Source organism: Occallatibacter sp. (genome assembly GCF_049582745.1).
Lineage (GTDB): Bacteria > Acidobacteriota > Terriglobia > Terriglobales > Acidobacteriaceae > Telmatobacter.
Genome location: NZ_JBAUUO010000002.1, coordinates 1 through 25,081, shown reverse-complemented (window position 1 = coordinate 25,081; position 25,081 = coordinate 1). Strand labels below are relative to the sequence as shown.

The window sequence follows — 25,081 nt, the reverse complement described above, 5'->3', positions numbered from 1 at the left end:
CCGTCTGGCCGCGGTTTTTGCACTGTTTACTTCGTTGGCAATCGCGGTGTCCGTCACATGCGGCCCAGGAGGTCTCTCGGTTAAAACGATCCCGCTTATCCAGAGGCCATTTTTCTCTCCGGGAGAAATGATGAAAACGTAAACACTCGTCCGCTCGTTCGTGCCCGGGCCGGTTGCCGTATGGCAGCATGATCCAGATTCTTTTGGACCACGGCGCCGACGTGAATGCCAAGGACCAGAGTGATCAACGCCCGCTGGACTACGCCCTGAAGATGGACGATCACAAGTGGGCAGACCTGCTGAAAAAGCATGGAGCGCACCAGTAAGCTACGCGGAGCGGGCTCGCTGACCGATAATTGCCTGCGGAGGTATAGTCGCGTGCGGGCTTCTTATCCTGTGGTCAAGTCGTTTTTCCTTTTCTGGGCGCTGTTTGTATTTGCAGGCGCAACGGCGTTGCATGCGCAGGGCGCGCTCCCCGCCGCACCTCACGCCAAACAAGTGCACGTGGAGCACGTGCTGGTGATTGGGCAGACCAAGGGCTTCGAACACGACTCCGTTACCGCCGCCATGGTTGCCATCTACAACATGGGCCAGCAGAGCGGGTTGTGGGATGCAACGCTGCGTACCGACACCGAGTTGCTGACGAAGAAGGACCTGGGCAGGAATGCGAAAAACCTGAACTACTTCGACCTCATCGTCTTTGCCAGCACCACCGGCGAGCTGGACATGGATGCTGACCAGAAGCGCGACATGATGTCGTTTATCCACGATGACGGCAAGGGATTTGTCGGCATCCATGCAGCCCTCGATACGAACTACAACTGGCCGGAATACGGCGAGATGCTTGGCGGCTGGTTCGATCAGCATCCGTGGATGACGTTTAACGCGCCGATCATCAACGAGGCGCCGGATTTTCCGGCGGTTCGGCATTTTCCGAAGGAGTTTGTGAAGTTCGACGAGATTTATCAGCCGAAGGCGTGGTCGCGCGACAAGGTGAACGTGCTGCTGAGTCTCGATGCCTCGCGGCTTGATTACAGCAACAATCCGCGTATTCATCGCACCGATCATGACTTTGCGGTGGCGTGGAGCAAGATGTACGGCAAGGGGCGCGTGTTCTATTCAACGCTCGGGCACACTGAAGAGGCGTGGCAGGATCCGGACATCCGCACGATGTATTTCGAAGCGATCAAGTGGGCGTTGGGGATGACGGAGGGCAGCACAGTTTCACATCCCAAGCCTGCGGTGAGCACGATGCAGTAGGGCCTCAGTGATTGGCGATCAGCATCATGGGGTCGGGCGCGACGCGGCAGACGCTGGACCCACCGATTCTCCACACCCTTCCATCGTCGTAGGAAACCTGAAGCAACTCAATGGAATTCACGGCGGTGAATCCCGGTATGTAGAGATCGCCGGTAACGCCGCCCTTCTGGCTAGCGACAAACTTGACTTCAATGATTTTTGTTGCATCGCCGTTGGGATTCGCATTGCCGTTGGCCTGCACCATGTGGTTTCTGGCGGTAAGACCGTAGACTTTCACGGTCGCAGCAACGATCGGGGCAGGATGAGAATCGTTCAATGTGAGAAATATCCGCTGGCCAAAGGGCTGAAGGACCGTCTCCTGCTGCCCCTGCCGAACCCTGATGGTATGGTCCCAAACTCCCTGGTTTGCGATCATGCCGATGGGGCAGCCATTGCCCACCGGACTACTCCGAAGCACCAGGACCTGGCCCTCGGGTTTGGCCCCATTCTGTGCGGCCAACGGGAAGGAACTGAGGAGCAGAACGAAAGCAACGGCAGCTATTTTCACGGCAGACTCCCTGGGCACTGGAACCCGCGTACACCAACAAAATACCCCCGGTCGCATGGCACTTGCAATGGTGGAGAATCCACCGGCCAGGCCGGGAGCGGCGGAGGTGGTCCGGCCGCTGTGTTACCGTTTGAATACGGCGTCCCTGAGCTGGTGAAACGGCAAGAATTCGGGGGCAGCTTTACAGGCCCTGGAGAATGTCAAACCAGCCGGAATTTATATCACCCAGCATGCCCCCTAACCCAGCGCCGAACCCCGAAAACTTGATCCGTCCTACACCGGACCCGGATGTCCTGCAGCCGGCAGCGGAATTTGATAGGCAGGAGCGCATTCCTCACTGGCTGGTGCGCACCGAGCTATATCTGCGCGTTCTGCTGAGGATGTACATCGGGTTGGCCATCTGCTATGCTCCGTGGTCGCAACTTTTCTGGGATCAGAATCCGATCTTTGCGCAGTTTCCCACGCTCGCCATTTACGCGGCCAACGGCGGGGTGCGCGGCGTGATCTCAGGATTAGGATTGCTGAATATCTGGATCGCTGTGCAGGACGCTATCCGGCATCGAAATGGGTAATGGTATGAGCGCGGAAGAGAACCGACAGGCAGCAGAAGGCACTCCTAAGGCAACGGCCAGTACAGACCTTGCGGCCGAACCCGGCAAGACAACATCCAGCGACGAGACAGCCGTGTCCGCGGACGATATGGAAGGGCACGACGGTCCACCGCCGCTTGGCTCGGCTCCATTGGCCTATGAGAATTCCGCGTTTCTCAACGGCCCGGACGGGCGACTGATCAGGATTGTCGCCGAGTACATGGAGCCGCTGGCACGGTTCCGGCACGAGCACATCCAGGACACGGTGGTTTTTTTCGGCTCGGCGCGTTTTCGCGGACGCGAGGAGGCCGATCATGCGCTCGAGCTTCTCGATAACACGGGTTCGCGTGATCCGGCCCCCAGCGAAGAACAGCCTGCCAGCGTGCCGGAAATCGCCGCAGGCAAGGCCAGCGATCTTCAACGCAAGCGCGCGGTGGCCGCCGTGGCTATGGCTCGCTACTATGAAGACGCGCGCCGGCTGTCCCAGATGCTCACGCGCTGGGCGGCGAAGATTCCTTCGCGGCGCAGTCGCTTTGTGGTCACATCAGGCGGTGGTCCCGGAATTATGGAAGCTGCCAATCGCGGCGCGTATGAGGCAGGGGGCAAGACCATCGGCATGAACATCCGGCTGCCCTTTGAGCAAGCGCCCAATCCCTACATCACGCCTGCGCTCAATTTCGAGTTCCACTACTTTTTCATGCGCAAGCTGTGGTTTGCGTACCTGGCGAAGGCGCTGGTTGTGTTTCCCGGCGGATTCGGAACGCTCGACGAGATGTTCGAGATTCTGACGCTGGCGCAAACGCGGAAGCTGGCTAAGAAGATTACAGTCGTGGTCTACGGTTCGGATTATTGGAAGAAGGTCTTCAACCTCGAAACGCTGGCCGATACTGGCGCCATCTCGCCGAAGGACCTTGATCTGTTCAAATATGCAGACACTCCGGAGGAGGCCTTCGAGCTGTTGCGCGACGGGTTGACCCAAAACTACCTTATCCCCGAAGCCAATGCTGCCGCCGCCAAGGCGCCGCAGGAGCTGATGCACGGGTCGACCTTCGAGGATTTTCTGGGTCCCGAACTTGCCAAGACCAATAAGTGACGCGGGCATGAACTGCAACCAAACGGTTGCTTGTCATGCGCTTAGGGCCGGTTTTGCACTGTGTTACTTCATTGGTACTGTGCACTAATTGAAGTGCAATTGTTCTCTCCTTAACCTCCCATTGACGGTCAACAAACGACAATCAGGTGTAAGAATCCAGCGCACGATCGCGAATGAGGAGGAGAAATGGCCACATCGACCGTTTCGTACCTGTGGCGCGACCAGGATGCACCGAAGGGGTTCCGCACCGGCGTTTCGCTGCACAGCCACACCAACCAATCGAAGGAGACGCTGGACTTTCTGGCGAACCTGGGCAGCAGGTATGCCATGATCCGTCCGCTGCTGGCGCGCCTGGAGAGCCGAGCCGAGTCCATGCACGGCGTTCGTGTGAATTACGCGGCAAGCTACTGGACTCCGCCGATGACGCCGAAGCTCGCGTTTGACCTCGAAAGCGGACAGATCGACAAGCTTGAACTGCATTCCATGGTTTCGATCACGGATCATGACACGATCGCGGCTCCGATGCTGCTGCGCACCATTCCCAGCGCGCGCCGCATTCCGGTCTCTGTCGAGTGGAGCGTGCCCTACGGGGGCGTGCAGGATTTTCATCTCGGCGTACACAACCTGCCCTCAGGCCGGGCGAAGGAGTGGATGCGCACGCTGGCGGGCTACACGGCCAGCCCGAAAGAGGAGAGGTTGAAGGAGATCCTGGTCGCGCTCAATGATGAGCCGGACGTGCTGCTTGTCTTCAACCATCCGTTGTGGGATCTCTTCCTGGTGGGCGAGGAGAAGCACGGCTTCCTGGTGAATGAATTTCTGCAGAAATATGGCGGCCTGATGCATGCTCTCGAACTGAATGGGCTGCGCAACTGGGAGGAGAATCGCGCCACGCGCAGGCTGGCACAGCAGTGGAATATGCTGCTGATCAGCGGCGGCGACCGGCACGGTGTGGAACCCAATGCCAACATCAATCTGACCAACGCTGCGAGCTTTACGGAATTCGTGCACGAGATTCGCCGTGAGCGGGTGAGCCACGTGCTGTTCATGCCGCAATATGCGCAGCCATGGAAGTACCGCCTGCTGCAGTCCACGCTCGATGCGATCCGCGACTATCCTGATTTTCCGCAAGGCTCGCGCACCTGGGATGAGCGCGCTTATCATCCCGATGCGAACGGTGTGGTTCGGCCGCTGCGCGAAATCTGGCCGGATGGACACGCGCCGTTTTCGATTCACTGGACCATCAAGGCCGTGCAGATGCTCGGCAGGGGACCGGTATCCGGCGGTCTGCGCATTGCGTGGAACGATGATGGCCAACGGCGTCTTGCCCTTGGCGAGCAGGAGGGCTGATCTTCATCCTCCCGCGGGAATCCATGAAGACACTGGTGCCGCGTGTTGCGTATTTTCCCGACTCGTTTCACGAGATCAACGGGGTAGCCCACACCAGCCGCCATTTTGAAGACTTTGCACGGCGTCACGATCTGCCGTTTCTTTGTGTGCGTGCGGGGCATCGCAGGCAGGCGTTGGAAGAGGAGGGCAATCTCTGGACGCTGGAGTTGCCGCGCGGCTCTCTCTCGATCCCACTCGAAAAGGATCTGAGCTTTGACCCGGTCTATCTGCGCCATTTGCCGGTCATCGAAGATGTTCTGGAGCGGTTCGGGCCCGATGTCATCCACATCACCGGCCCCAGCGAAATCGGCTTTCTCGGCGTTGCCATCGCGCGGCATACCAACCTGCCGCTGGCCGCGAGCTGGCACACCAACGTGCACGAATATGCGGCGCGGCGGTCCGACCCTCTTCTGCGGGTGCTGGCGCGGCCGCATTCAGAAGCAGCAGGCCAGACCATCGAAGACCTCGCATTGGCTGTTGCCACTGGCTTCTACTCGAACGCGGATGTGCTCTTCGCGCCAAATTTCGAACTATGCCGGATCCTCGAAGAAGCGACGGAGCGCCCGTGCCACCTGATGGCGCGCGGCGTTGATTCCGCGCTGTTTCATCCGCAGAAGCGGTGCCGCCGGGACGACGATCGCCAGATCGTGCTTGGCTTCGTGGGGCGGCTTTCGGTGGAGAAGAATGTGGCGCTTCTGGCCGAGGTGCAGCGCGAGCTGGAGCAGAGCGGATTGTGCGAATTCCGTTTTCTGGTTGTCGGTCACGGCGCCGAGGAAGCGTGGTTGCGCGAGCATCTGCCGCGCGCGGAGTTTACGGGAGTCCTGCGGGGCGAGGCGCTGGCAACGGCCTACGCCAACATGGACCTCTTCGTCTTTCCGTCGCATACCGATACCTTCGGCAACGTGGTGCTTGAAGCGCTCGCGAGCGGGGTTCCTGCTGTCGTCACTCCCGATGGCGGGCCATGCACGATTGTGCGCGACGGACTGACCGGTCGGATTGTGCCCGACTTCGAGTTCGCAAGCGCTATCGCGGGAATTCTCAAGGATCCAAATTTGCATGCCGAGATGCGCGGTGCGGCGCGCGCCTACGCGCTCGCGGCAAGTTGGGACTCGGTGTTTGAAGGCGTGTATGGAGCGTACGAGCAAATATGTTCGCCCCAATGCAATGCAGCGCGATAGCATGCGTTGCTGCTCATGCTCGAGGCGCAGGTCTTTCAAGTTTTTCTGGAGATATCTGGTTTCGCTGCCTGAAGCTCCGGGAGAGGAGTTGCGGACATAAGCGCGTTCGCGCTACCTGACCTGCGCGCCGCTCTGCAAATCCAACGTGAACGGCGTCTCTTTGTCGGTGATCAGGTTCCAGCCCAGGCCGCGCAACTGCTCACCTTCAACGCCGGTGATCGTAACGCCCTCGTCCGACAGCTTTTTGGTTTCCCATGCCGTGCCGGCCGCGGCCCACGCCAGGATGGTGCGATTTCCGACGAAGAGCAGCAGACCCTGTTCGACAACCGGACGCACCTGGAGCACCGGTCGAAAGGGCAGCATGGTGAAGCGATCCGGCGCGGCGGTGTCGATGATGTAGGCGTATCCGCCGGCGACGGCGCACATCTCGCGCGGATTCGGCGCCGACCATACGCCGGTGGGAACTACGGGATCGCGAAATCCCAGGGCGCAGGTGGCGAGAAACGGCGCTGCGCCGGGCTCGTTTGTCCGCACCAGCAGCTCAAGTGCTCCGCGCTCCACTTCTTCGACATCGCGGGGATAGACGTAGTGACGCGCCGGCAGAATCACCGGGCGCGCAGACAGGATCTCGGCTTTCCACGTGTGGGGGAAGGTGCCGTCAAGAACTGGAGCGCTCATTCCGTCGCTCCAAACTCAATAATCCATTCTCTCTGTTCTTCGGTATCCGGGACCGAACAGCCTCGCGCCATCTCGATCGCATCGAGAGCCCGTTCCGCTCGCCATCCCATCTTGACTAGAGTGCATGCAGTTACTACAGTCGATCTCCCGATGCACCCGCGGCAATGGATTCCAATTTTTTCTCCAGCTTGCAATCGCGTTGCGAGGCCGCACACAAAATGATCAAATGCTTCCTTGCTCGCAGGTGTGGTTCGATCTCTGATTGGAAAGGAGAGGAATTGCAATCCGAGCTCTTCCGACAAGGACTCTTCAGCGGAGAGGCCGAGTTCCCGTGCCTCCCAAGTTTCCAAAGTTGAAACCAGTGTCTGAATTCCAGCGCGCTTCAGACGGCTGAGATCATCCTTCAGCCAGTCATCCCCGCGCGGGCGCATAACAATCGCCAGGCCAGTGTCGTTGATCCAGCAGACTTCATTCACAGCCGGTCAAACCCCGATGAACGCGTCGAGGCGCTGTCGCACGCTGGGGATGCCAAGGTTGAGTTCCACGCCCTGCTCGATGAGGGGGATCAGCTTTTCGAATTCGGGTCCGGAGTGCGTACCGGTCAATGCGATACGAATGGGATGGAAGAGTTCGTCGCCTTGGACGCCTGTCGCTTCCTTGATCTGGTTGATCCATCCGGAGAAGTCCGAGGCTGAAACCTGGCCAGCGTGAGCGCGCACATGGTTCGCGAGCTCGTTGAGCACGGTCTGTGCCGAACCGGCGGCAAGAGCTGCCGCGTTGTCTTGATCGGCGCGCGCCAGATTGGGGTCCATGTGGAAGATGAAGGCTGCCTTTGCAGGAATTTCGTCGAGATGACTGACCGACGGAACGAACAGGCCGATGACGTGAAAGAACCAGACGAGCACGGCGTCGGGGGCCTCTTCCTTCTCGGGCAGCAGGCCGCCGAAGTAGTCCCAGCAGAGAGCGGCGAGGCGGCCCGGCGGAGCCTGTTTCATGTAGTGCCTGTTGAGCGAATCGAGCTTTTCATAGTCGAAGATTGCCGGGCTCGTGGTCACGCGCTGGAGAGAGAAAGCCTGCACGAGCTGGGCCGAAGTGAAGGTTTCGGTCTTGCTGTCTTCGGCGTCCCAGCCGAGCAGCGAGAGATAGTTGACCATTGCCTCGGGCAGATAGCCCATCTCGCGAAAGCTCGACATCGACGTGGCGCCGTGGCGCTTGGAGAGCCGCTCGCGATCCGGCCCCAGGATGGTGGAAAGATGCGCAAACTCGGGCACCTTCCAGCCGAAGGCTTCGTAGATCGCCACCTGCTTCGGGGTGTTGGCGATGTGATCGTCGCCGCGAATCACATGGGTGATGCCCATCAAGGAATCGTCGACCGTGACCACGTAGTTGTAGACGGGCACTCCGGGACTTCCTCCCACTGCTCCACTCTTCGCCGAGCGCACCAGGATTGGATCGCCGATCGTGTCCGCGGCAAACTCCAGGTCGCCGCGCACGATGTCGTGGAACTTGATGGGATGGTCGGGAATCTTGAGACGAACGGTGTAGGTCTTTCCCCGCAGGAGATTCTCCTTAACCTCCTGCTTGGAGAGATTGCGGCATTTTCCGCTGTAGACCGGCGGGCGATGTTCGTCAGCGGCGCGGCGGCGCTCCTCATCCAGTTCTTCGGGCGTGCAGAAACAGCGGTACGCCTTGTTCTCTGCCAGCAACTGCACGGTGTGTGTGGAATAGAGTTCGATCCGTTTTGATTGGTGATAGGGGCCGAACTTGCCGGTTTCGCCGGGATCGTTTTCGTTGGGGCCTTCGTCCCAAGTCAGGCCGAGCCATACGAGGTCCTCGATCAGCTTCTTCTCGTACATCGATTTTGAACGCTCAAGGTCTGTGTCCTCGATGCGAAGGACGAGTTTCCCCCCCATGCGCTTTGCGAAGAGCCAGTTGAAAAGGGCGGTTCGCGCATTGCCGACATGCAGAAGGCCGGTCGGGGAAGGCGCAAAGCGTACGCGTATGGTTCCGTTCTCCATATCACTCTCGATCATAATCTGCTATCTCAAAGAAAGTTAGTGATTAAGAAGACTCGTGCCACCGTGGATATCCATCAGGAAAAGTGTTGCCAGCCGCCGGGAAGCAGGGGTCTGCGAAGGCCGGATTCGCGGATGAGAACGACGTTGGGCTGTCCGCTGCGTCTTTTCGCAATGGTTCCAATCTGGGTGATGGCGATGCCGGTGATGAGGCGGGGGAGCGAAATATCAGGGCCGGCCGTGAATAAAAGCTCGTAGTCCTCACCGCCGTGCAATGCCTGCTCAAGCGTTGCGCCCGGATGAAGGGGCAACAGCGCGGCATCGATGACTGCAGAGACGCCGGACTCGGCGCAAAGATGATCGAGGTCGGTTGACAAGCCGTCGCTGAGGTCGATCGCCGCGGTCGCAGCGTGGTGACGGCGCAGCCACAGGCCCTGCGCAATGCGCGGCTGCGGCCACAGGTGCGGCGCCAGTGCATTGTCGGCTTTTGGGTCTCGCAAGGAGGCGCGGGAAACAGACGCTCCGCGTTCACGCAGCACCGCGAGTCCTGCGGCTGAACCGCCAAGGCTCCCGGTGACATAAAGGAGATCGCCGGGCCGCGCTTCGGAGCGAAGCAAAGCCTCTTTTTGCGGCACCGCACCCAGGAGCACAATGTCGGCTACGACCATGGGCGACTCGGCGAGGTCCCCCCCGGCGAGGGGAGTGTGATGACTATCGGCGAGGGCCAGAAAGCCGGCCAGAAAGCGGTCGACCCAGGCGGGACGGCGACCCGGGGTCACGGTGAGCTCGCGGGGTAAACCAAGGGAAAGAAAGGCAGCTACGGGCCGCGCTCCCATGGCGGCGATATCGCTCAGTCCCCGGGCCAGGGTGCGGTGTCCGACGGCCTCGGGGGGGTGCCATTCGAGGTGAAAATGCCGGCCGGCGATGGATAAATCGGTGGTTACGGCCATTTCTTCGCCCGGTTTCATGCGCAAAAGCGCACAATCATCGCCGATTCCCAGGCGCAGTTCGCCGGTTGCAGGGCGATTTGCCTGCCGGCGGATCCGCTCAAGGAGCGCCAACTCGCCCCTGCCGCCCTTTGCGATCAACCTACCGCGTTTGCTGCGCATCTTATTGAGAATAGGGCAAGCCGCTGAAATATGCGGATTAGACCGTTACTTATGGCGAGTCTGACGTTGGACCTAAATCGAATTTCGAGCGGAATTTCCGCGACAAGTTGTTGACCCTGCGCGGGGGGCACTGCTAGCCTGTACGAACGTTCAAGCATAAGCGCTCCTGGGGGTGTGCATAGATAGGGCGGGGGCTCCCCCCAGCACCTGCATTCGTGGTGATTTACTGGCTACGCGGCGAGTAGCACCTTGCAAATTTGTGGATGTGAAAGCAGGACCATGCTGCGAAAACGCTATTACATACTTTTTGTTGCCAGAGATGAAGATGGCCGCGTCAGGAAGATTCCGCTTCCTCTGCGCTATGTATACGGATTTGTTGCTGCCGCGCTGGTGGGAGCTTTCACCATCGTAGGACTGGCCGGCTCGTATACGCGCATGCTGCTCAAGACGGAGCGCTTCAACCAGGTCAGGCAAGACAACCAGAATTTGCGCAAGGACTACAAGCAACTGGCCCAGGTTGCGCACGATCGCGATGTGCAGGTGGCGTCTCTCGGCGCGCTGGCCAGCGAAGTCACTGCTCTCTACGGCCTGCGCCAGCACAAGGTGATCCCTGCAAAGGCTTCGGCCGCCGCAGCAGCCGCGGCGCCCACGCCTCCGACTCTGGCGATGAAGGACGACGTCAGCCCGCAGGATGTGAAGATGACCTTCGAGCAGTTCTATGCATTGCGGGACCAGGCCATGTCGGGCCAGGTAACGCGTGCTCTCCAGGGTGGTCTTGCTCCCGGTTTCACGGGCGACTGGACGCAGTTTGCCGACGCTCCCTCCATCTGGCCTGTCGAAGGCCGCATCGGATCGAGCTTCGGCGAGCGTGAAGATCCGATCAACGGCGAAGGGGCGTTCCATCCGGGCATCGATATTGAAGCGCCGTACGGAACAGCTGTACGCGCCGCAGGCGACGGCGATGTTCTGAATGAGAATATGGGAGCTGGATACGGACGCCAGGTGGTGCTCGATCATGGCCACGATCTGATCACGCTCTACGGACATCTCTCGGCTGTGTCTGTTGTGCCGGGCCAGCACGTGACGCGCGGGCAGGTCATCGGATATGTGGGCCAGTCGGGCCGCGCCACTGGACCGCACCTGCACTATGAAGTGCGCATCCACAAGGTTCCCGTCAATCCGCACAAATATCTGCGGAGCACGTACGAGCAGGCGCTTGCCGGCGATACGTCGACGCGGATTGCGAGCAAATAGGATTTTTCGATCCCGATAAACAGGGGCGGCTCCCAACAGGGCCGCCTTTATGTTGGCCCGAGGATCTGTGGAAGTCCCAGGGCGAGAGGGGGGGCAACTCTTTTCTTGCATCCGCATTGGCGGATATCCGCTCGAGACTGCTGGAGAAGTTGCCGTTGGTGCATCTAACTATCGTGCACAAGGTCTCGGATCCCTGTGAGGATGAAGATTTGAGATATGCTTCGGCGAGCGAAACGAACGCCAGGTTGAGAACGCGAGTTTTAGGCGTGTTTTGCGCGTTGTGCCTAAGCCCTGGTTCACTGTTGGCGCTTCCCCGAACGTCTCCATTTCAGTTCCTGCAAAAACCTGGACCTTACCCGGTGGGTTTAAGAGTTGTCGATCAATACGATCGCTCACGCTCCTACCCGGCGAAGAACCTATCGCCATCATCCTCGGGCGATCAGGCGCGCCCCCTGCAAACCTTGATCTGGTATCCGTCGCTGAGAAGTTCAGCCAAACCCATGAATGTTGGCGACTATGTCCGGCTTGCCGACACGGAAATCCACTTCAACGCGCCGGATGAAAAGCAGAACCGGTGGCGTTCGCTCTTGAAGACGTCATTCGAGATCCCGCTGCGAGCGGTGAAGGATGCGCCGCCGAGGAAAGAACATTATCCTGTTCTGATTTATGCTCCCAGCGATTCCTCCGTTTCGTGGGAGAACGCCGACCTTTGTGAGTACCTCGCCAGTCATGGGTACATTGTTCTTGCGAGCCCGTCGATGGGGGTGTCGACGCGAGATATGACTGACGATCTCGATGGAATCAATGCACAGGCTCTGGATATCTCGTTTCTCATCACCTATGCCAGAACGCTTCCCGATGCGGATATATCTGAGGTCGCCGTGGTGAGCTGGAGCTGGGGCGGAGGTTCGAGCCTTTTTGCCGCAGCGCGTGACTCCCGCATCGACGCCCTCGTATCTATGGACGGCAGCATGCGCTATTACCCGGGCCTCGTGAAAATAGCCGGGTATGTTCATCCGGAAAGGATGAACATACCGCTTCTTTTCTTCACCCAGGGCGATCCGAATCTTTTCGAAGACATTGAGAGATATCATGACGGCCCCCCGACATACATCGTGGGTCCAAACGTTCTGAACGCCTGGATACACGGTGATCTTCTCACCGTGAATATGCTGGGCATGGCACACGCGGAGTTCAGTTCAATGTTTCAGCGCAGGGAAAGTGCGCAGCGCTTTGCGGAAAATCAGGTAGCCGACTATGGACGAGAGGACGCCAACATCGGCCATGCATGGGTGGCGTTCTACACACTGAAGTTTCTGGATGTTTACTTGAAGCACGACGATTCGGCAAAAGCGTTTCTTGAAAAGACTCCGACTGAGAATGGCGTTCCTAAGCACTTTATGGGTATAACGTTTCGTCCGGCGAAAAGGAGAATAGCGGGTTCTGGCCAGTAGTGGACAACTCTTCCCTATCCCGAATCTTCACCCATCGAGCAGGGACGTAGTATGGTTACCTGTTAGATTTTGAATGTTGATCCTGGGAGATGAACTGTGCTGCTTCGTTCTCGTTTGTTGTTTGCTTTGCTCGTTGTCGCATTGGCCGCCTTCGCGCAAGACCGCGGCACTGAAGTCAAAACCGCATTCGCTCGCGCGCAACATCTGCGGCATGGCATCAATGCTTCGGAGTGGTTTGCGCAGTCGCCTGGAGATTATTCGGCCGCGCGTACCAACAGCTATACCGATGACGGGGACATTGCGCTGATGGCGCAGCTCGGCTTCGACAATGTGCGGCTCAGCATCGATGCGGCGCCACTTTCGCGAGCATTGTTTGGCCGGGATAGCTCGGGCTTTCTGGGCAGGCTCGATCATGCGGTTGACCAGATGCTCGCGAAGGGCATGGCCGTACAGATCGACATCCATCCGGAGAGCGATTACAAAAAGAGTGTCAGCACCACCAGCGACGGCGTCGATCGCTTTGTAATGCTGTGGCGCAAGCTGGCGGCGCATTACGCCGATCGCAATCCCGACCTGATTTTTTTCGAGATCATGAATGAGCCTGAGGACCGGGATCCGTATCACTGGGCGGGGGTGCAGGCGCGTGCTGCGGAGGCGATTCGCGAAGTTGCGCCGAAGAACACGATCATCGCGACGGGGCCGAACTGGTCGTCGATTGCGGACCTATTGACGCAGCATCCTCTGCCCGACGGCAACGTGATTTACAACTTCCACTTCTATGAGCCGCATGAGTTCACGCACCAGGGTGCGGGCTGGGGCGGCACGTGGTGGATTTATACGCACGACATTCCTTATCCCGCGACCGAAGACAGCATGCAGAAATCGCTGGCCGAGGTGCCGGATGCGGCGAATCGGTACGCACTGGAGCACTACTGGCTCGACCACTGGAATGCGCATCGCATCCAGTTGCAGATGGATGCGGCGGCGGCGTGGGGCAAGGAGCATCACGTTCCGCTGATCTGCAACGAGTTCGGCGCCTACCGCGAGCACACCGATCCCACTTCGCGCATGAATTGGATTCGCGATGTGCGCACGGCGCTCGAAGCGGACGGCATTGGCTGGACGATGTGGGATTATCGCGGCGGGTTCGGCGTGGTGTGGAAGCAGGACGGCCAGCCGGCGAAGGTGGATCCCGCAGTGGTCGAAGCGCTGGGATTGAAGAAGTAGCAGACATTTTAATGGTGATGTGCGATGACAAAGCCGGATCCGAAGATGGAACTCGTGACTGTATTCGAGAGCGATGATTGGGTCGCGTTTGAACTGGCCAAGGGGGCGCTCGACGAAGCCGGAGTTGAATATCTCGCGAGAGAAGACATGCCGGCAGGATTTGGATTCAGTCCGATCCTCAATCCGGTGCGCCGCATCCTGATGCCGGCCTTTCGGAGGGATGAGGCGCTGGAACTGATTGCGGATGCACAGCAAGGCGCGGAATCGGGCGAAGAGGAGGACGGCTAACTCGGCCGGGAGCAGACGCCAACAATCGACTCTTTTCGCAGGTGACAAACACCCGGAGAGACGGTCTATTCGGATATTGAAGTTTCAGGATCACGTCACAAGACACGATCAGGAATGGCGATCGTGCGAAGGGAGACGTATGGGACTTCCAGATCCGAGCGGCGAACGGGACTTTCTAACTCCAGCGCTCACTGAGCCGCCTATCTGGCGCGGGCTTTATGAGAATGTCCACGATCGATTCTTTGCGCCGCAACTTCCTCCTCTGGAACTGACATCAACGCCGGTTCCGGTAGCCGACCGGATGGCGTCGCGCACCAGTCCCTGGGCCGTGGGAACGGCCACGCTGGTGAATGGCGGCGTTCTTGCGCTCATGTTGCTGATGGGCGTAAAAGCGGTTGTTCAAGGCGATCCTGTTCCTCGGTTAGATCATCCGTTTCACATTGACAACTTTCCGTTATTCGCACCGTCGAGAGCCGCTTCGTCGCATGGCGGACGGGGCGGAGGAACGAACGATCCTCTTGATCCGAACAAGGGGCGGCTGCCGAAGATCGATTTGAATGCGATCGAGAAGGTGCAGGTGCCGCTGCTCGATCATCCCAAGTTGGCGCTGGATAACGGCATTGCCGTGCCGCCCGACGTTAGACTTCCCGACAATCCGACGATGCCGATGATCGGTGTGCACAGTTCGACGAATGTTACGGTCGTCTCGGGCGGGCCGGGCAGCCACGGCGGCATCGGCTTCGGGCCCGATGGAGGTTATGGTCCGGGAAGCGGAACGGGCTGGGGCCCGGATTCAGGAAACGGAATCTATATTCCGGGAGTAGGAGGCGTTTCACAGCCGGTTCCGATCTTTACACCTGAGGCGGAATTCTCAGATGAGGCACGTCGTCAGAAATACGAGGGCGTGTGTCTGATCTCGGTGATTATCGATGCGCAGGGAATTCCGCAAAGCCCGCGCGTGGTGCGGCGGCTGGGGATGGGACTTGACGAGAAGGCGCTCGCGGCCGTGATGCAGTACCGCTTCAAGCCGGCGCGCAAGGACGGCAAACCGGTGGCGGTGCGTATTTCGGTGATGGTGAATTTCAGGTTGTTCTGAAGCGCAACTGATTGGTTGCTGATTGCGATGGCTCTCGAATTTCGGCAGAACTTAGCGATCAATCATCTTCTGCGCACCCTCGGAATAGCGGGCGCCTTGCACCGCGATGGTCGCAGTTGCCTCGTTGAGGCGATGCAGATCGTCTGGCGTTAGTTCCACTGCCGTTGCGCCAAGGTTCTCTTCCAGGCGATGCAGCTTTGTGGTGCCCGGGATAGGCGCGATCCATGGCTTCTGCGCCAGAATCCACGCGAGCGCGATCTGAGCCGGAGTCGCATTCTTCTGCTGCGCAAAACTGCCGACCAGATCTACGAGCGCCTGGTTCGCTTTACGATTTTCCTCATTGAAGCGCGGCACAGTATTGCGGAAGTCTCCCGCATCAAACTTTGTTTCTTCAGTGATTTTGCCGGTGAGGAATCCCTTGCCGAGCGGGCTGAACGGTACGAAGCCGATTCCGAGCTCTTCCAGGGTGGGCAGGATCTCTTGTTCCGGCTCTCTCCACCACAAGGAGTATTCGCTTTGTAATGCGGTGACGGGCTGCACGGCATGTGCGCGACGAATCGTCCGTACACCTGCCTCAGACAGACCGAAGTGCTTGACCTTGCCTTGCTGAATCAAATCTTTCACAGCACCGGCCACGTCCTCAATCGGCACGTTCGGATCAACGCGGTGTTGATAGAAAAGGTCGATCACGTCAGTTCTGAGGCGTTTCAGCGAGGCATCGGCGACCTGCTTGATGTGCTCGGGCCGGCTGTCCAGGCCGGCGCCCTTCCCGTTTTCGTCGATTTTAAAGCCAAACTTTGTCGCGATGATGACGTGGTCGCGGAACGGCTCGAGAGCTTCGCCGACTAGTTCTTCATTGGTGTAGGCGCCATAGATCTCAGCCGTATCGAAGAATGTCACGCCGCGTTCGACGGCCGCACGGATGAGAGCGATTCCTACCTGCTTTTCAGTAGCCGGGCCAAAACCGAAACTCAGCCCCATGCACCCGAAGCCAAGGGCTGATACCTCAAGGCCGCTATTTCCAAGTTTTCTCTTTTTCAATATTTTTCCTTCCTCTCTTTGAATCTCCGAGAAGTACTTCAGCATTCCCAGTGTTCTTAGCCAATTCCCGCACGGCCCCTCTCTTCACAAACTCCACGAGCGCCAAATTTCGTCGCTGATTCTCTTTTCCTCGACGTTTGTGGCTAATTCTTATTGCTGTTTATTTTGACAGGCCTGAGCAGGTGCGAGAACGTGAGTTGCGCGAGCTTCCATTTGCCGTTTTCCTTGATATAAACCTCAGTCACCATAAAAGGATTGGTGACTTCGTGCTCACCGACGGCTGCCTGCAAATCAATGTCCTCCAGCAGGACGGCTGTGTTACCAAATATGCGCGCGTCAACTGCGTAAACTAAGGCTTTTTTGTACCAGATGCCACCGCTCTCGATGGTGGCGAGTTCCTGGGTTTTTCCCCAGGTTCCTCCCATGTGAGTGAACATGGCTTTGTCATCGAAGAGTGTCTCCAAGGAATCGACCTTCTTGTCTGCCATCCAATCCCATTTCATGTTTGAGAGGTTGATGACTTCTTGTTGCTCGGGTGTTTGACTTGCGGCAGTTTTAATCGTTTCCGTTGGTGGCGCCGGCGATTGCTGTGCGTGGGACGATGGCGCAATCAGTGTGGATAGAAACAGACCTAGCATTAAGGTTTTCATCGCTCTCCGTCGCTATGTGTGGTTGATTCGTGGGGGAACTTGAAGCAGCGTGGCTGATCGATCACGCTACGCGGGATACAAGAAGAATTCTGCACTCAGGATTTGGGGCTGATCTCGCCTTTACCCGTTTTTGCCCAAACCCCGGTGACCCGAGGCAGAAAACAAATCACTGTGGAGCTTTGCATCATCTCCTCACCATCTGCAGTGTAGGGAGAAGCGAATGCGAGCCGTTATCCTGATCCTGCCGATCTTTTGCCTGATTCTCTTGACGGGGAGTCTTAGCACTCGCCTCAAAGGAACGACGCAGCTATGCTTGGAAGAGGGGGGCAATCGGAATGAGCAGAACTGGTGAGCATCCCGCCGCGCCTTTACACGGCCTTTCGATACAGGAGTTGAGAACCGCGCTGGCGAATAGAATTGCCTGGTTCATTGGCTCCTCAGAGAGGCTGATCACCCAGATACCGGAAGTGATGCTGGTGCGCAGAACGGCACCGAGTCCGCCCTGCACCGGAACCTATACACCCAGCGTGATCGTCGTCGCCCAGGGCAGCAAGCGCGTCGATCTCGGCCAGACCACACTCGTTTATGACCAGTCAAGCTTTCTCTTGACCTCGATCGACCTGCCGATCGTCAGCCAGGTGGTGGAGGCCAGTGAAGCAAAGCCCCTTCTCGCGATGGCGATCAAACTGGAAATGCCGGTTGTCCGCGAGCTTCTCAGCCGGGAAGAAGTCCGCGTGCATGACACATTCTCCGACAGTCCTGCCATGGTGACCGGTGCGATCACAGCCGAGTTGCTGGGCGCTTGCTGCCGGCTGGTGGACCTGCTGGCGACTCCGCAGGATGTTCCCTACCTGAGTGGCCTCATTCAACGCGAGATCGTTTACCGCCTGCTTTGCGGACCTGAGGGAGCGCGTCTGCGGGCGATTGCGACTTCAGGAGATCAGTGCCATCGCACGGCGAGGGCGATCTCCTGGATCCGAAACAACTACGCGAAGCCAGTACGCGTGGATGATCTGGCTGAGATTGCAGGCATGGGCGTATCGACGTTGCACCATCATTTCCGAGTGCTGACCCATATGAGCCCTCTTCAGTACCAGAAACAGTTGCGGCTGCAGGCAGCGCGGGGGCGCATGCTGATCGATGGTCTGGATGCTTCGACGGTGGCGTTTGAGGTTGGATACGAAAGTGTCAGCCAGTTCAATCGTGAGTACAGCCGCTTCTTCGGGCAGCCTCCGATGCGAGACATTAAGACTCTTCGCGAAGGACAGTCTGCAGAAATGAGTGCTGCCTGACCGCCCGCCGTCTGATCCTTCCGTGAGACTGGCTGTTACTGCTCAACTTCAAACTGACAATGGTCGCGTCCGATTGAAACTTCCCTACGGCAAACGGAGTAACGTTCACGCGAAAAGGAAGCCAAAGAGTACGGCGAGGATCTACTATTTGCCGGTGTAGATGACGTGCCAGATGGATCTGGAGCCGTCGTCGGAGATGAAGAGGGAGCCATCCTTGGCTTCGGCAACGCCGACGGGGCGTCCCCAGACGGAGCCGTCGCCGATGGTGAAGCCGGTAAGAAAGTCCTCGTACTCGCCGGTTGCGTGTCCGTTCTTCATGGGCAGGCGGATGACTTCATAGCCGGAGCGCTGGGCGCGGTTCCATGAGCCGTGTTCGCAGGCAAAGCCGTCGCCTTTAAATTCGGCAGGGAACTGCGAGCCCTCGTAGAACGTCATCTCGAGCGAAGCGAAGTGCGGGTTGACGAGGATGTCGGGGGTGATGACCTTCGACTGCAACTCAGGGTGCTTGCCAACGTGGCGCGGGTCCTGGTGTCCGCCCATGTACCACCATGGCCAGCCGTAAAAGCCACCCTCCTGCACATGCGTCACGTAGTCGGGGACGAGGTTGTTGCCCAGGCCGTCGCGCTCGTTGGTGGAGCACCAGAGTTCGCCGGTGATGGGGTTGATAGCCTCGCCGACGCAGTTGCGGATTCCCCAGGCGTAAATCTTGACGAATTTGCCTTCGGGTGTGAACTGGAGAACGTCGGCGCGGTGGTACTCCTCGGGGTGAGTGTCGCTGTCGTCGACGTTGGAGTGCGATCCGACGGAAGCGAAGAGCTTGCTGCCATCCTTGGAAAATACCAGGTCGCGGGTCCAATGGCCGCCGCCGCGCAGGCGTCCTCCGCCGGGCAGGTCGGCCAGATCTTCAGCAGCGCTGCGGGCCTTCAAATCGCCATTCTGGTAATTGAAGCGCACGATGCCGTCGGTGTCGCCGATATAGACGTACCTGGGATTGGGGCCGAGGGGATAGAACGCGATGCCGAATGGCTGGTGCAGGCCTTCGGCGAAAACAGATGTCTGTTGCGGCTTGCCGTCGGCTGTTACACCGCGAAAGACGCGGATCTTGCCTGATTCGCTTTCGGCGAGGAAGAGATCGCCGTTGGGTGCGACGCGGAGCAGGCGGGGATTGTCGAGGCCGGTGGCGTAGAGTTCGACTTTGAACCCCTTGGGCGCAATTGGCCAGGCATTGGCGGGGCGCGGAACCATGTTTGCGCCGTTATCGACGGACTGGTCAGGGGCGGGCGCGGGCAGATCGCCGACGGAGACGTGGCGGCGGGTGCCGGGAGATTCGTGCGCGGCGTCAGTAAATGCGCTTTGACCTGTCAGCACGGGGGTGGATTGCCGACTTTGAGTTGGAGAGGACTTTTTTGCGGATGCAACCGCTGCAACCATCGACAACAGACAGAAAACGATGCACAACAGAGCTTGCGTTCTGAGAAAGCGAATCATGAGACCTCTCCGGGTTTTGTGTGAAGACCTTAGCGTAAGCCTACTGAACAAGATGCGGGAAGGGAGCAGAGGGAGTCCAGAAAAAGCAGGGGGAATGAAAAGGCCGCCAGCTTGGTTTCCACCCCCAACCCAGGAAGAGGGAACGCACTTGCCGACGGCCTGAACACAACACCCGATGCAAAATACACGACGCATTCCGGAGAACCACGTCTTTCATTTCGATGCGTTTTGTGCGGGCGGGGTTGCCGGTGCATGAAAAGAAATATCTCCGTTCGTAATCCGGCTCAAAAAAGAGGGCGACAGAGTGGCAGTGGCGATGACGCGATTGCGCTTCTGAGTCACTTCGGTAGTCTTCAACAGCTCACGAAGGGCGTTGTTCGCGGGGTCGTTGGAGAGCTGGGTGGTGACGTCGCGGGCCAGGGTCACGATGGAGGCGAGGGCAGCTGCCTGGCTGGCTGCCTGGTCCTCGTCGGGAGCGATCTCTTCGACACGAAGACGGACAGAGTTTGCCAGCGGAAGGCCCGGAGTGAGGCTGGCGATGATGGTGGAGTCATCCTGAAGGGGCAGCGAAAGGCCGAATACCTTGATGGCGCCGCTTTCGGAGAAGGGCAGGCCGACCTGGCCGACACCCCATGCGACGGCCAGCAGGGGAACGTCGTGGTAGTGATGCTGCAGCAGAGTGGAGCCGGCAAAGGGCAGGGCGGCGGTGCGATGCCGATCGATGATGGAGTGAATCTTCTCGGTGGTCGGGTAGTTTGAGGCGGCGATCATGTCGTATCCCACCTGGACGACACGGACGGTCCGGCCCTCTGACGGAATGTCGTAGACGGTATGGCCGGCGTAGACTTCGCGGCTGGAGGCGTGCCCGTCGAGCCAGGTGTTGAGGCGCTTTCCTGTGAGTTTTCCGGTGAGGACCATGGAGTATGCGACGGGGCCATTCGGGCCGTTTGGGTCCTGCATGCGATGCAGAGCAATGGCGGCGGAGTCGAGGTCCCGCTCCCAGTCGATGCCGGTGGCGTCGACGAATTCCTGGTATTCAGGGACACGCTGCGGCGGCTTCAGGTCCTTGCGCAGAAATACGCGGATCGGCTTGAGGTTGAAATAGAGGATGCCGTCGCACTCAGGCAGCAGGCGAGCGGCTTCAGGCGGCGCCTTGGAGCGAAGGAAAACCGCAATCGCCAGCAACAGCACGACTCCGGCAACGACCAACAGCGTTCTGCGCGTGCGCTTGTGCATGGACAAAGGGAGCCGACTTCGGGCTACCCCTTACAGGATATCGGACCTGCCTGCGGGGCGCAGAAAGGGCCGGGGAGAACTGGCCGGTTATGGTACGAGCGCAAAGGTATACATCTTGCCGGAACTTGCGATGTTGTTCTCTGAGACCGTATCGGAGGGGGGCAGGAACCCGAACTCGCCCTTGCCAACCTCTTCGCCGAGGACGATCTGGTAGACGCGGGGCGCGATCTTCTTCGATGTGTAGTCTACGGTGTCGCGCATGGCGCCCCCGGACTCGTGCACCACGCCTCCGGTGCTGGCTCGGAATTGGCGGCTGTCGGCATTTACGTGGAGGCGCAACAGCTGGTATTCGCCCGGCGAGCGGCCTTCGGGAACATAAAAGATGAACGAAGCGGGCATTTTGAGGATTGTGCGGCTGCGATTGCCGCCGATCAGGGCATTCATGTCTTCCTTGACCACGCCGACGCTGGCGTAGTGCTTGAGCGCACCGCTGGTCTTGAAGTTGACGACCTCGGCCGGAACTTCCTGCCAGGCATTTGCTGTTGAGTCGAGGTAATAGACGCCGACACTGTCGACGCCCGCCGGGAGGGCGCCCATCACGAGAGCACCGGGTGTGGCGCTGCCGGCCATCGGGGCACCGCCGACGGTTACCCCGCTGGGACTGTTCGGGGCCGGGACTGCGGCTGCACCTGTAGCCGCGCCTGATGCTTTGATCACGATGGCGGCGATGACCTTGTCGCTGGCGCCGGCTTTTTTGAGCGCGATCAAGCCGTTCGCCGAAGTGTCATAGGTGCCGGGGGACGAGTTGATGGTGGTGACAATCAGGTCCTCGGACAGCCCGGCCTTTACCAGCTTGATGACGGATTGGTTGTCGAGCGCCTGCTGCGCCAGCAGGGCAGAGCCCATAAGCAAGACAAGGCACGCAAGGATTGCTTTTCGCATAAGGGTCCACCTCTTGAGGAGAAGACGACAAACTCTATGGGAGCTATCGAATCATCCCGCGGAGAGGGGGTCTGGAGCAAGAAAAAATGCAGGTGAGCTGCGCAAAAATCAGCGCGGCACCCTCCGAATTCGAAGGTGCCGAGTGTTGCAGAGCACGTTCCTCGATGCCTGCAAGCCGATCCTGATTCCGCGTTAATTCTTGACGGTCATAGCATCTGAGTCGACGGCCTTCTTGCCGGTGACACCCTCAAGTCCTGCAAGTAATCCGCGGTAATCGCTCTTGTCTGCTTGAAAAGCAAAGCCGCCCTTTTTTCCGGAGTCGTCCCACGTGAGGCCGATAAAGTGCTTTTTCGATTTGGTCAGGGCCAGCAGTGCTCCAACGCCAAGCGAAACCACCGCGACGCCAATCGCTGCACCAACTCTACGGTGAACGTCCTGTCCGTAGCTGATCTCCGTTACAGCGGCAGCCGGAATCTCTTAAATCGGTGCAAGATTGTGGGAAAGTGCCGGTTTGCTCCGCTGTTTCCGGTGTGCTAACCTTAAAAACTGTGCCGTGTTATGCGCGGAGCGGGAGTGTGTCCGCGGATTACCGGTGTCCCCGGCAAAGTGTCTTGGGTGGTCGGGCTGGCGTAGCTCAGCTGGTAGAGCATCTGATTTGTAATCAGAGGGTCGGGGGTTCAAATCCCTTCGCCAGCTCCACTTAAAGACGAAGCGGAAGACGGGCGGCAGCAAGTTTCACGGGCCGGCGAAACAGATGCACTGGCCGGTTCAGTCCTCTGCGGCGATCCCACTGAGGTGCATGCTCCGACAAGCCGGAGGTTCTCCGGTAAGGCGGGTATGCGCGGAAGCGGGTGGAGCGGCGGTTGAATTTGTCTGGCTGGGAAGAATGGTCTCCCACCCAAGACGCAAAAGGCGCGTCTTGGATGGGGCTCCCCAATCTCAGATGGAATGTTGGCCCCCAAAAACAGGTCCATCGTTTTTGGGGCGTTTGGGCACAGGTGGCCGAGCGGTTAATGGCAGCAGACTGTAAATCTGCCACTCATTCGAGTTACGGAGGTTCGAATCCTCCCCTGTGCACCATTCAAAGGGATCAGTGGTCAGGGATCAGTGATCAGGGTTTTAGAAATGGCAGAGCCCGGCAGCCCGTTGGAGAAGAAGTACTGGGTGGCGCTGGTTTTGTATGCGGTTCTGGCAGTGCTGAGTTGGTTTACCCTTGATGGAAAGATTCCAGTCGGGGGAAGGTTGGTGGAGCTGAGGTTGGTTCCACTGGTCATTATCGGTGGGCTTGCGTTGCGCACCGTGATGGCGATGAAGGCGGAGAAGATCCGCCGTGGCGATGAATGAGCCGGAAGTTTTCGGTATCCCACCCAAACCGCAAAAGACGCGGCTTGGATGGGGCACCCAGGCATTCAGGTTTTAGAAGAGCTGATGTAGCTCAGTTGGTAGAGCACTCCCTTGGTAAGGGAGAGGTCACCAGTTCAATCCTGGTCATCAGCTCCAGAGTTTCGAGTGCACAGTGGGCAGTGCACAGTGAACAGAGGCCGAAAGGCGAACGAACTGTTCACTGACCACTGCTCACTGTCCACTGTTTTAGGGCGGGAGTAACTCAGTGGTAGAGTCACAGCCTTCCAAGCTGTTGGTCGCGGGTTCGAGTCCCGTCTCCCGCTCCAGTTAAGGAACAGAGGCAGAAGTCAAGATGTTCGAGCAGGCAGCAATTTCGGTTCAGGACGAGAAGACGTACGCAGCGCTTCACACGCAGATTGACGCGGCGTTCAAGGCGAGCGATGTGGAGGTTTTTCTGAATCGCGTGATCCGAACCAAGCTGCGGGTTCGCGATTTCGAGAGCGTCCTCAGTCGCGGATTGCTGGGCAAGGAAGCGATCGCGCTGTACAAGGGGCTTCCGGTATCGGATCAGGGATTGACCCGCGAGCGTTATCTGCGGTTGGTGGAAGCGGTGCCAGCGGATTTGCGGCAGAGATATTTGAAGGCTTACGCGTACTACTGAGAAACGAGTTGTCAGTTATCAGTTTTCAGTTATCAGTTGGGTCGAGCGCAGGTGGAACTGAAAACTTACGACTGAGAACTGAAGACTGTTAACTGAGTTTTGGGGCTGGAGCCGGAACGCCGGCGCCCTTTTGGCAATGGCATCGAAGCTTAGAGGGGAAGAGAAAAATGGCGAAGGAAAAGTTTGATCGTTCGAAGCCGCATGTGAACGTGGGAACGATTGGTCACATCGATCACGGCAAGACGACGTTGACGGCGGCGATCACGAAGGTATTGCAGAAGCACAACCCGAAGAACACGTTTCGTTCGTTTGACTCGATCGACAACGCTCCGGAAGAGCGGGAGCGCGGCATCACGATCGCGACGGCGCACGTGGAGTACGAGACGAAGAACCGGCACTATGCGCACGTCGATTGCCCCGGCCACGCCGACTACATCAAGATCATGATCACGGGCGCGGCGCAGATGGACGGCGCGATTCTGGTGGTGGCAGCGACTGACGGTCCGATGCCGCAGACCAAGGAGCACGTTCTGCTGGCTCGCCAGGTGGGCGTTCCCTGCATCGTGGTGTTTTTGAACAAGTGCGATGCGGTCGAAGACGAAGAGCTGACGGATCTGGTGGAGATGGAAGTCCGTGAGTTGCTGTCGAAGTACCAGTTCCCGGGCGACGACGTTCCGGTAATCCGTGGCTCGGCACTGGGCGCGTTGAACGGCGAAGCGAAGTGGGAAGCCAAGATCGACGAGCTGATGGATGCGGTGGACAAGTACGTTCCGCAGCCGGAGCGCGCGGTGAGCCTTCCGTTCCTGATGCCGATCGAAGATATCTTCTCGATCTCGGGCCGTGGAACCGTGGTCACGGGAAGAATTGAGCGCGGCAAGGTGAAGGTGGGCGAGGATGTCGAGATTGTCGGCTTCCGCGAGACCCGCAAGTCGGTGTGCACGGGCGTGGAAATGTTCAAGAAGCAGCTCGATGAGGGTCTGGCGGGCGATAACGCCGGCATCCTTCTGCGCGGCATTCCGAAGGAAGATGTGGAGCGCGGCATGGTTCTGGCCAAGCCTGGATCGATTACGCCTCACACCAAGTTCAAGGGCACGGTGTACGTGTTGAGCAAGGAAGAAGGCGGCCGTCATACACCGTTCTTCAAGGGCTATCGTCCGCAGTTCTACTTCCGGACTACAGATGTGACGGGAGTGGCGGAATTGCCCGAAGGCACAGAGATGGTGATGCCGGGCGACAACGTGGAACTGACGAT

At 58.7% G+C, this 25,081-nt stretch carries 26 protein-coding genes and 4 tRNA genes; 19 read left to right on the top strand and 11 right to left on the bottom strand.

Features of this window, described 5'->3' with window-relative positions; translation table 11 throughout:
• Positions 1 to 173: 173 nt before the first annotated feature.
• Positions 174 to 326, top strand: a complete 153-nt coding sequence (locus WCA10_RS00265; RefSeq protein ID WP_472820468.1) for an ankyrin repeat domain-containing protein — start codon at positions 174 to 176, stop codon at positions 324 to 326.
• A 52-nt stretch (positions 327 to 378) separates the two neighbouring features.
• Positions 379 to 1,260 carry a ThuA domain-containing protein gene (locus WCA10_RS00260; protein ID WP_472820467.1) on the top strand — a complete coding sequence of 294 codons (882 nt, stop codon included), beginning with the start codon at positions 379 to 381 and terminating at the stop codon, positions 1,258 to 1,260.
• 4 nt (positions 1,261 to 1,264) lie between these two features.
• Here WCA10_RS00260 and WCA10_RS00255 read toward each other — a convergent pair whose 3' ends face one another.
• Positions 1,265 to 1,807, bottom strand: coding sequence for a hypothetical protein (locus tag WCA10_RS00255; protein ID WP_472820466.1), 543 nt, complete (start codon positions 1,805 to 1,807; stop codon positions 1,265 to 1,267).
• A gap of 230 nt (positions 1,808 to 2,037) precedes the next feature.
• Between WCA10_RS00255 and WCA10_RS00250 the strand changes: the two genes are divergently transcribed.
• The 4 genes from WCA10_RS00250 to WCA10_RS00235 all read left to right on the top strand — a co-directional run bounded on the left by WCA10_RS00250 (position 2,038) and on the right by WCA10_RS00235 (position 6,054).
• On the top strand, positions 2,038 to 2,379 hold the full coding sequence (locus tag WCA10_RS00250; protein WP_472820465.1) for a hypothetical protein: 342 nt from the start codon (positions 2,038 to 2,040) through the stop codon (positions 2,377 to 2,379).
• Positions 2,380 to 2,506: 127 nt separating this feature from the next.
• The gene (locus WCA10_RS00245) at positions 2,507 to 3,490 is read left to right on the top strand and encodes an LOG family protein (protein WP_472820510.1); all 984 of its coding nucleotides are present in this window, start codon (positions 2,507 to 2,509) and stop codon (positions 3,488 to 3,490) included.
• 186 nt (positions 3,491 to 3,676) lie between these two features.
• Complete coding sequence (locus tag WCA10_RS00240) at positions 3,677 to 4,837, top strand: hypothetical protein (RefSeq protein ID WP_472820464.1); 1,161 nt, start codon at positions 3,677 to 3,679, stop codon at positions 4,835 to 4,837.
• A 23-nt stretch (positions 4,838 to 4,860) separates the two neighbouring features.
• Complete coding sequence (locus tag WCA10_RS00235) at positions 4,861 to 6,054, top strand: glycosyltransferase (protein WP_472820463.1); 1,194 nt, start codon at positions 4,861 to 4,863, stop codon at positions 6,052 to 6,054.
• A 111-nt stretch (positions 6,055 to 6,165) separates the two neighbouring features.
• Here the strand turns inward: WCA10_RS00235 and WCA10_RS00230 are convergent, their stop codons facing one another.
• The 4 genes from WCA10_RS00230 to thiL are packed head-to-tail and all read right to left on the bottom strand — an operon-like array spanning position 6,166 to position 9,856.
• A complete protein-coding gene (locus tag WCA10_RS00230) occupies positions 6,166 to 6,732 on the bottom strand; it encodes a hypothetical protein (protein WP_472820462.1) in 567 nt (188 codons plus the stop codon).
• A complete protein-coding gene (locus WCA10_RS00225) occupies positions 6,729 to 7,208 on the bottom strand; it encodes a protein-tyrosine phosphatase family protein (protein ID WP_472820461.1) in 480 nt (159 codons plus the stop codon). Before WCA10_RS00225 ends, WCA10_RS00230 begins: the two co-directional genes overlap by 4 nt.
• Before the next feature lie 6 nt (positions 7,209 to 7,214).
• Positions 7,215 to 8,765, bottom strand: a complete 1,551-nt coding sequence (gltX, locus tag WCA10_RS00220) for a glutamate--tRNA ligase (RefSeq protein WP_472820460.1) — start codon at positions 8,763 to 8,765, stop codon at positions 7,215 to 7,217.
• A gap of 59 nt (positions 8,766 to 8,824) precedes the next feature.
• Entirely contained in the window at positions 8,825 to 9,856 is a 1,032-nt protein-coding gene (gene thiL / locus WCA10_RS00215) for a thiamine-phosphate kinase (protein WP_472820459.1), read from the bottom strand.
• 282 nt (positions 9,857 to 10,138) lie between these two features.
• On the opposite strand from thiL, the gene WCA10_RS00210 reads away from it, so the two are divergent.
• From WCA10_RS00210 to WCA10_RS00190, 5 genes are all read left to right on the top strand, one after another.
• On the top strand, positions 10,139 to 11,110 hold the full coding sequence (locus WCA10_RS00210; RefSeq protein ID WP_472820509.1) for a M23 family metallopeptidase: 972 nt from the start codon (positions 10,139 to 10,141) through the stop codon (positions 11,108 to 11,110).
• A 500-nt stretch (positions 11,111 to 11,610) separates the two neighbouring features.
• Positions 11,611 to 12,564 (top strand): dienelactone hydrolase family protein, encoded by a 954-nt coding sequence (locus WCA10_RS00205; RefSeq protein WP_472820458.1) that lies wholly within the window; start codon positions 11,611 to 11,613, stop codon positions 12,562 to 12,564.
• Between the two features lie 96 nt (positions 12,565 to 12,660).
• Complete coding sequence (locus tag WCA10_RS00200) at positions 12,661 to 13,791, top strand: glycoside hydrolase family 5 protein (protein WP_472820457.1); 1,131 nt, start codon at positions 12,661 to 12,663, stop codon at positions 13,789 to 13,791.
• A gap of 24 nt (positions 13,792 to 13,815) precedes the next feature.
• Positions 13,816 to 14,079 carry a putative signal transducing protein gene (locus WCA10_RS00195; protein WP_472820456.1) on the top strand — a complete coding sequence of 88 codons (264 nt, stop codon included), beginning with the start codon at positions 13,816 to 13,818 and terminating at the stop codon, positions 14,077 to 14,079.
• 139 nt (positions 14,080 to 14,218) lie between these two features.
• Entirely contained in the window at positions 14,219 to 15,175 is a 957-nt protein-coding gene (locus tag WCA10_RS00190) for an energy transducer TonB (RefSeq protein ID WP_472820455.1), read from the top strand.
• 51 nt (positions 15,176 to 15,226) lie between these two features.
• On the opposite strand, the gene WCA10_RS00185 is transcribed toward WCA10_RS00190, so the two are convergent.
• Together WCA10_RS00185 and WCA10_RS00180 are read right to left on the bottom strand one after the other, a co-directional pair.
• Positions 15,227 to 16,216 (bottom strand): aldo/keto reductase, encoded by a 990-nt coding sequence (locus WCA10_RS00185; RefSeq protein WP_472820454.1) that lies wholly within the window; start codon positions 16,214 to 16,216, stop codon positions 15,227 to 15,229.
• 143 nt (positions 16,217 to 16,359) lie between these two features.
• Entirely contained in the window at positions 16,360 to 16,866 is a 507-nt protein-coding gene (locus WCA10_RS00180) for a nuclear transport factor 2 family protein (protein ID WP_472820453.1), read from the bottom strand.
• Between the two features lie 335 nt (positions 16,867 to 17,201).
• On the opposite strand from WCA10_RS00180, the gene WCA10_RS00175 reads away from it, so the two are divergent.
• A complete protein-coding gene (locus WCA10_RS00175) occupies positions 17,202 to 18,158 on the top strand; it encodes an AraC family transcriptional regulator (protein WP_472820452.1) in 957 nt (318 codons plus the stop codon).
• A gap of 144 nt (positions 18,159 to 18,302) precedes the next feature.
• On the opposite strand, the gene WCA10_RS00170 is transcribed toward WCA10_RS00175, so the two are convergent.
• The 4 genes from WCA10_RS00170 to WCA10_RS00155 form a co-directional block, all read right to left on the bottom strand.
• A complete protein-coding gene (locus tag WCA10_RS00170; protein ID WP_472820451.1) occupies positions 18,303 to 19,646 on the bottom strand; it encodes a PQQ-dependent sugar dehydrogenase in 1,344 nt (447 codons plus the stop codon).
• A gap of 213 nt (positions 19,647 to 19,859) precedes the next feature.
• On the bottom strand, positions 19,860 to 20,882 hold the full coding sequence (locus tag WCA10_RS00165) for a hypothetical protein (RefSeq protein ID WP_472820450.1): 1,023 nt from the start codon (positions 20,880 to 20,882) through the stop codon (positions 19,860 to 19,862).
• Positions 20,883 to 20,969: 87 nt separating this feature from the next.
• A complete protein-coding gene (locus WCA10_RS00160) occupies positions 20,970 to 21,824 on the bottom strand; it encodes a hypothetical protein (RefSeq protein WP_472820449.1) in 855 nt (284 codons plus the stop codon).
• Between the two features lie 192 nt (positions 21,825 to 22,016).
• Complete coding sequence (locus WCA10_RS00155) at positions 22,017 to 22,220, bottom strand: hypothetical protein (protein WP_472820448.1); 204 nt, start codon at positions 22,218 to 22,220, stop codon at positions 22,017 to 22,019.
• Between the two features lie 227 nt (positions 22,221 to 22,447).
• Between WCA10_RS00155 and WCA10_RS00150 the strand changes: the two genes are divergently transcribed.
• The 7 genes from WCA10_RS00150 to tuf all read left to right on the top strand — a co-directional run.
• A tRNA-Thr gene (locus WCA10_RS00150) sits at positions 22,448 to 22,523 on the top strand.
• Positions 22,524 to 22,816: 293 nt separating this feature from the next.
• Positions 22,817 to 22,904 (top strand) — tRNA-Tyr (locus WCA10_RS00145).
• Between the two features lie 45 nt (positions 22,905 to 22,949).
• Positions 22,950 to 23,168: a hypothetical protein gene (locus WCA10_RS00140; RefSeq protein ID WP_472820447.1), complete on the top strand. Its 219-nt coding sequence runs from the start codon at positions 22,950 to 22,952 to the stop codon at positions 23,166 to 23,168.
• 80 nt (positions 23,169 to 23,248) lie between these two features.
• Positions 23,249 to 23,324, top strand: a tRNA-Thr gene (locus WCA10_RS00135).
• Between the two features lie 95 nt (positions 23,325 to 23,419).
• Positions 23,420 to 23,494 (top strand) — tRNA-Gly (locus tag WCA10_RS00130).
• Between the two features lie 26 nt (positions 23,495 to 23,520).
• On the top strand, positions 23,521 to 23,829 hold the full coding sequence (locus tag WCA10_RS00125; protein WP_472820446.1) for a hypothetical protein: 309 nt from the start codon (positions 23,521 to 23,523) through the stop codon (positions 23,827 to 23,829).
• 167 nt (positions 23,830 to 23,996) lie between these two features.
• The coding region (tuf, locus tag WCA10_RS00120; protein ID WP_472820445.1) for an elongation factor Tu at positions 23,997 to 25,081 on the top strand (1,085 nt) is incomplete at its 3' end.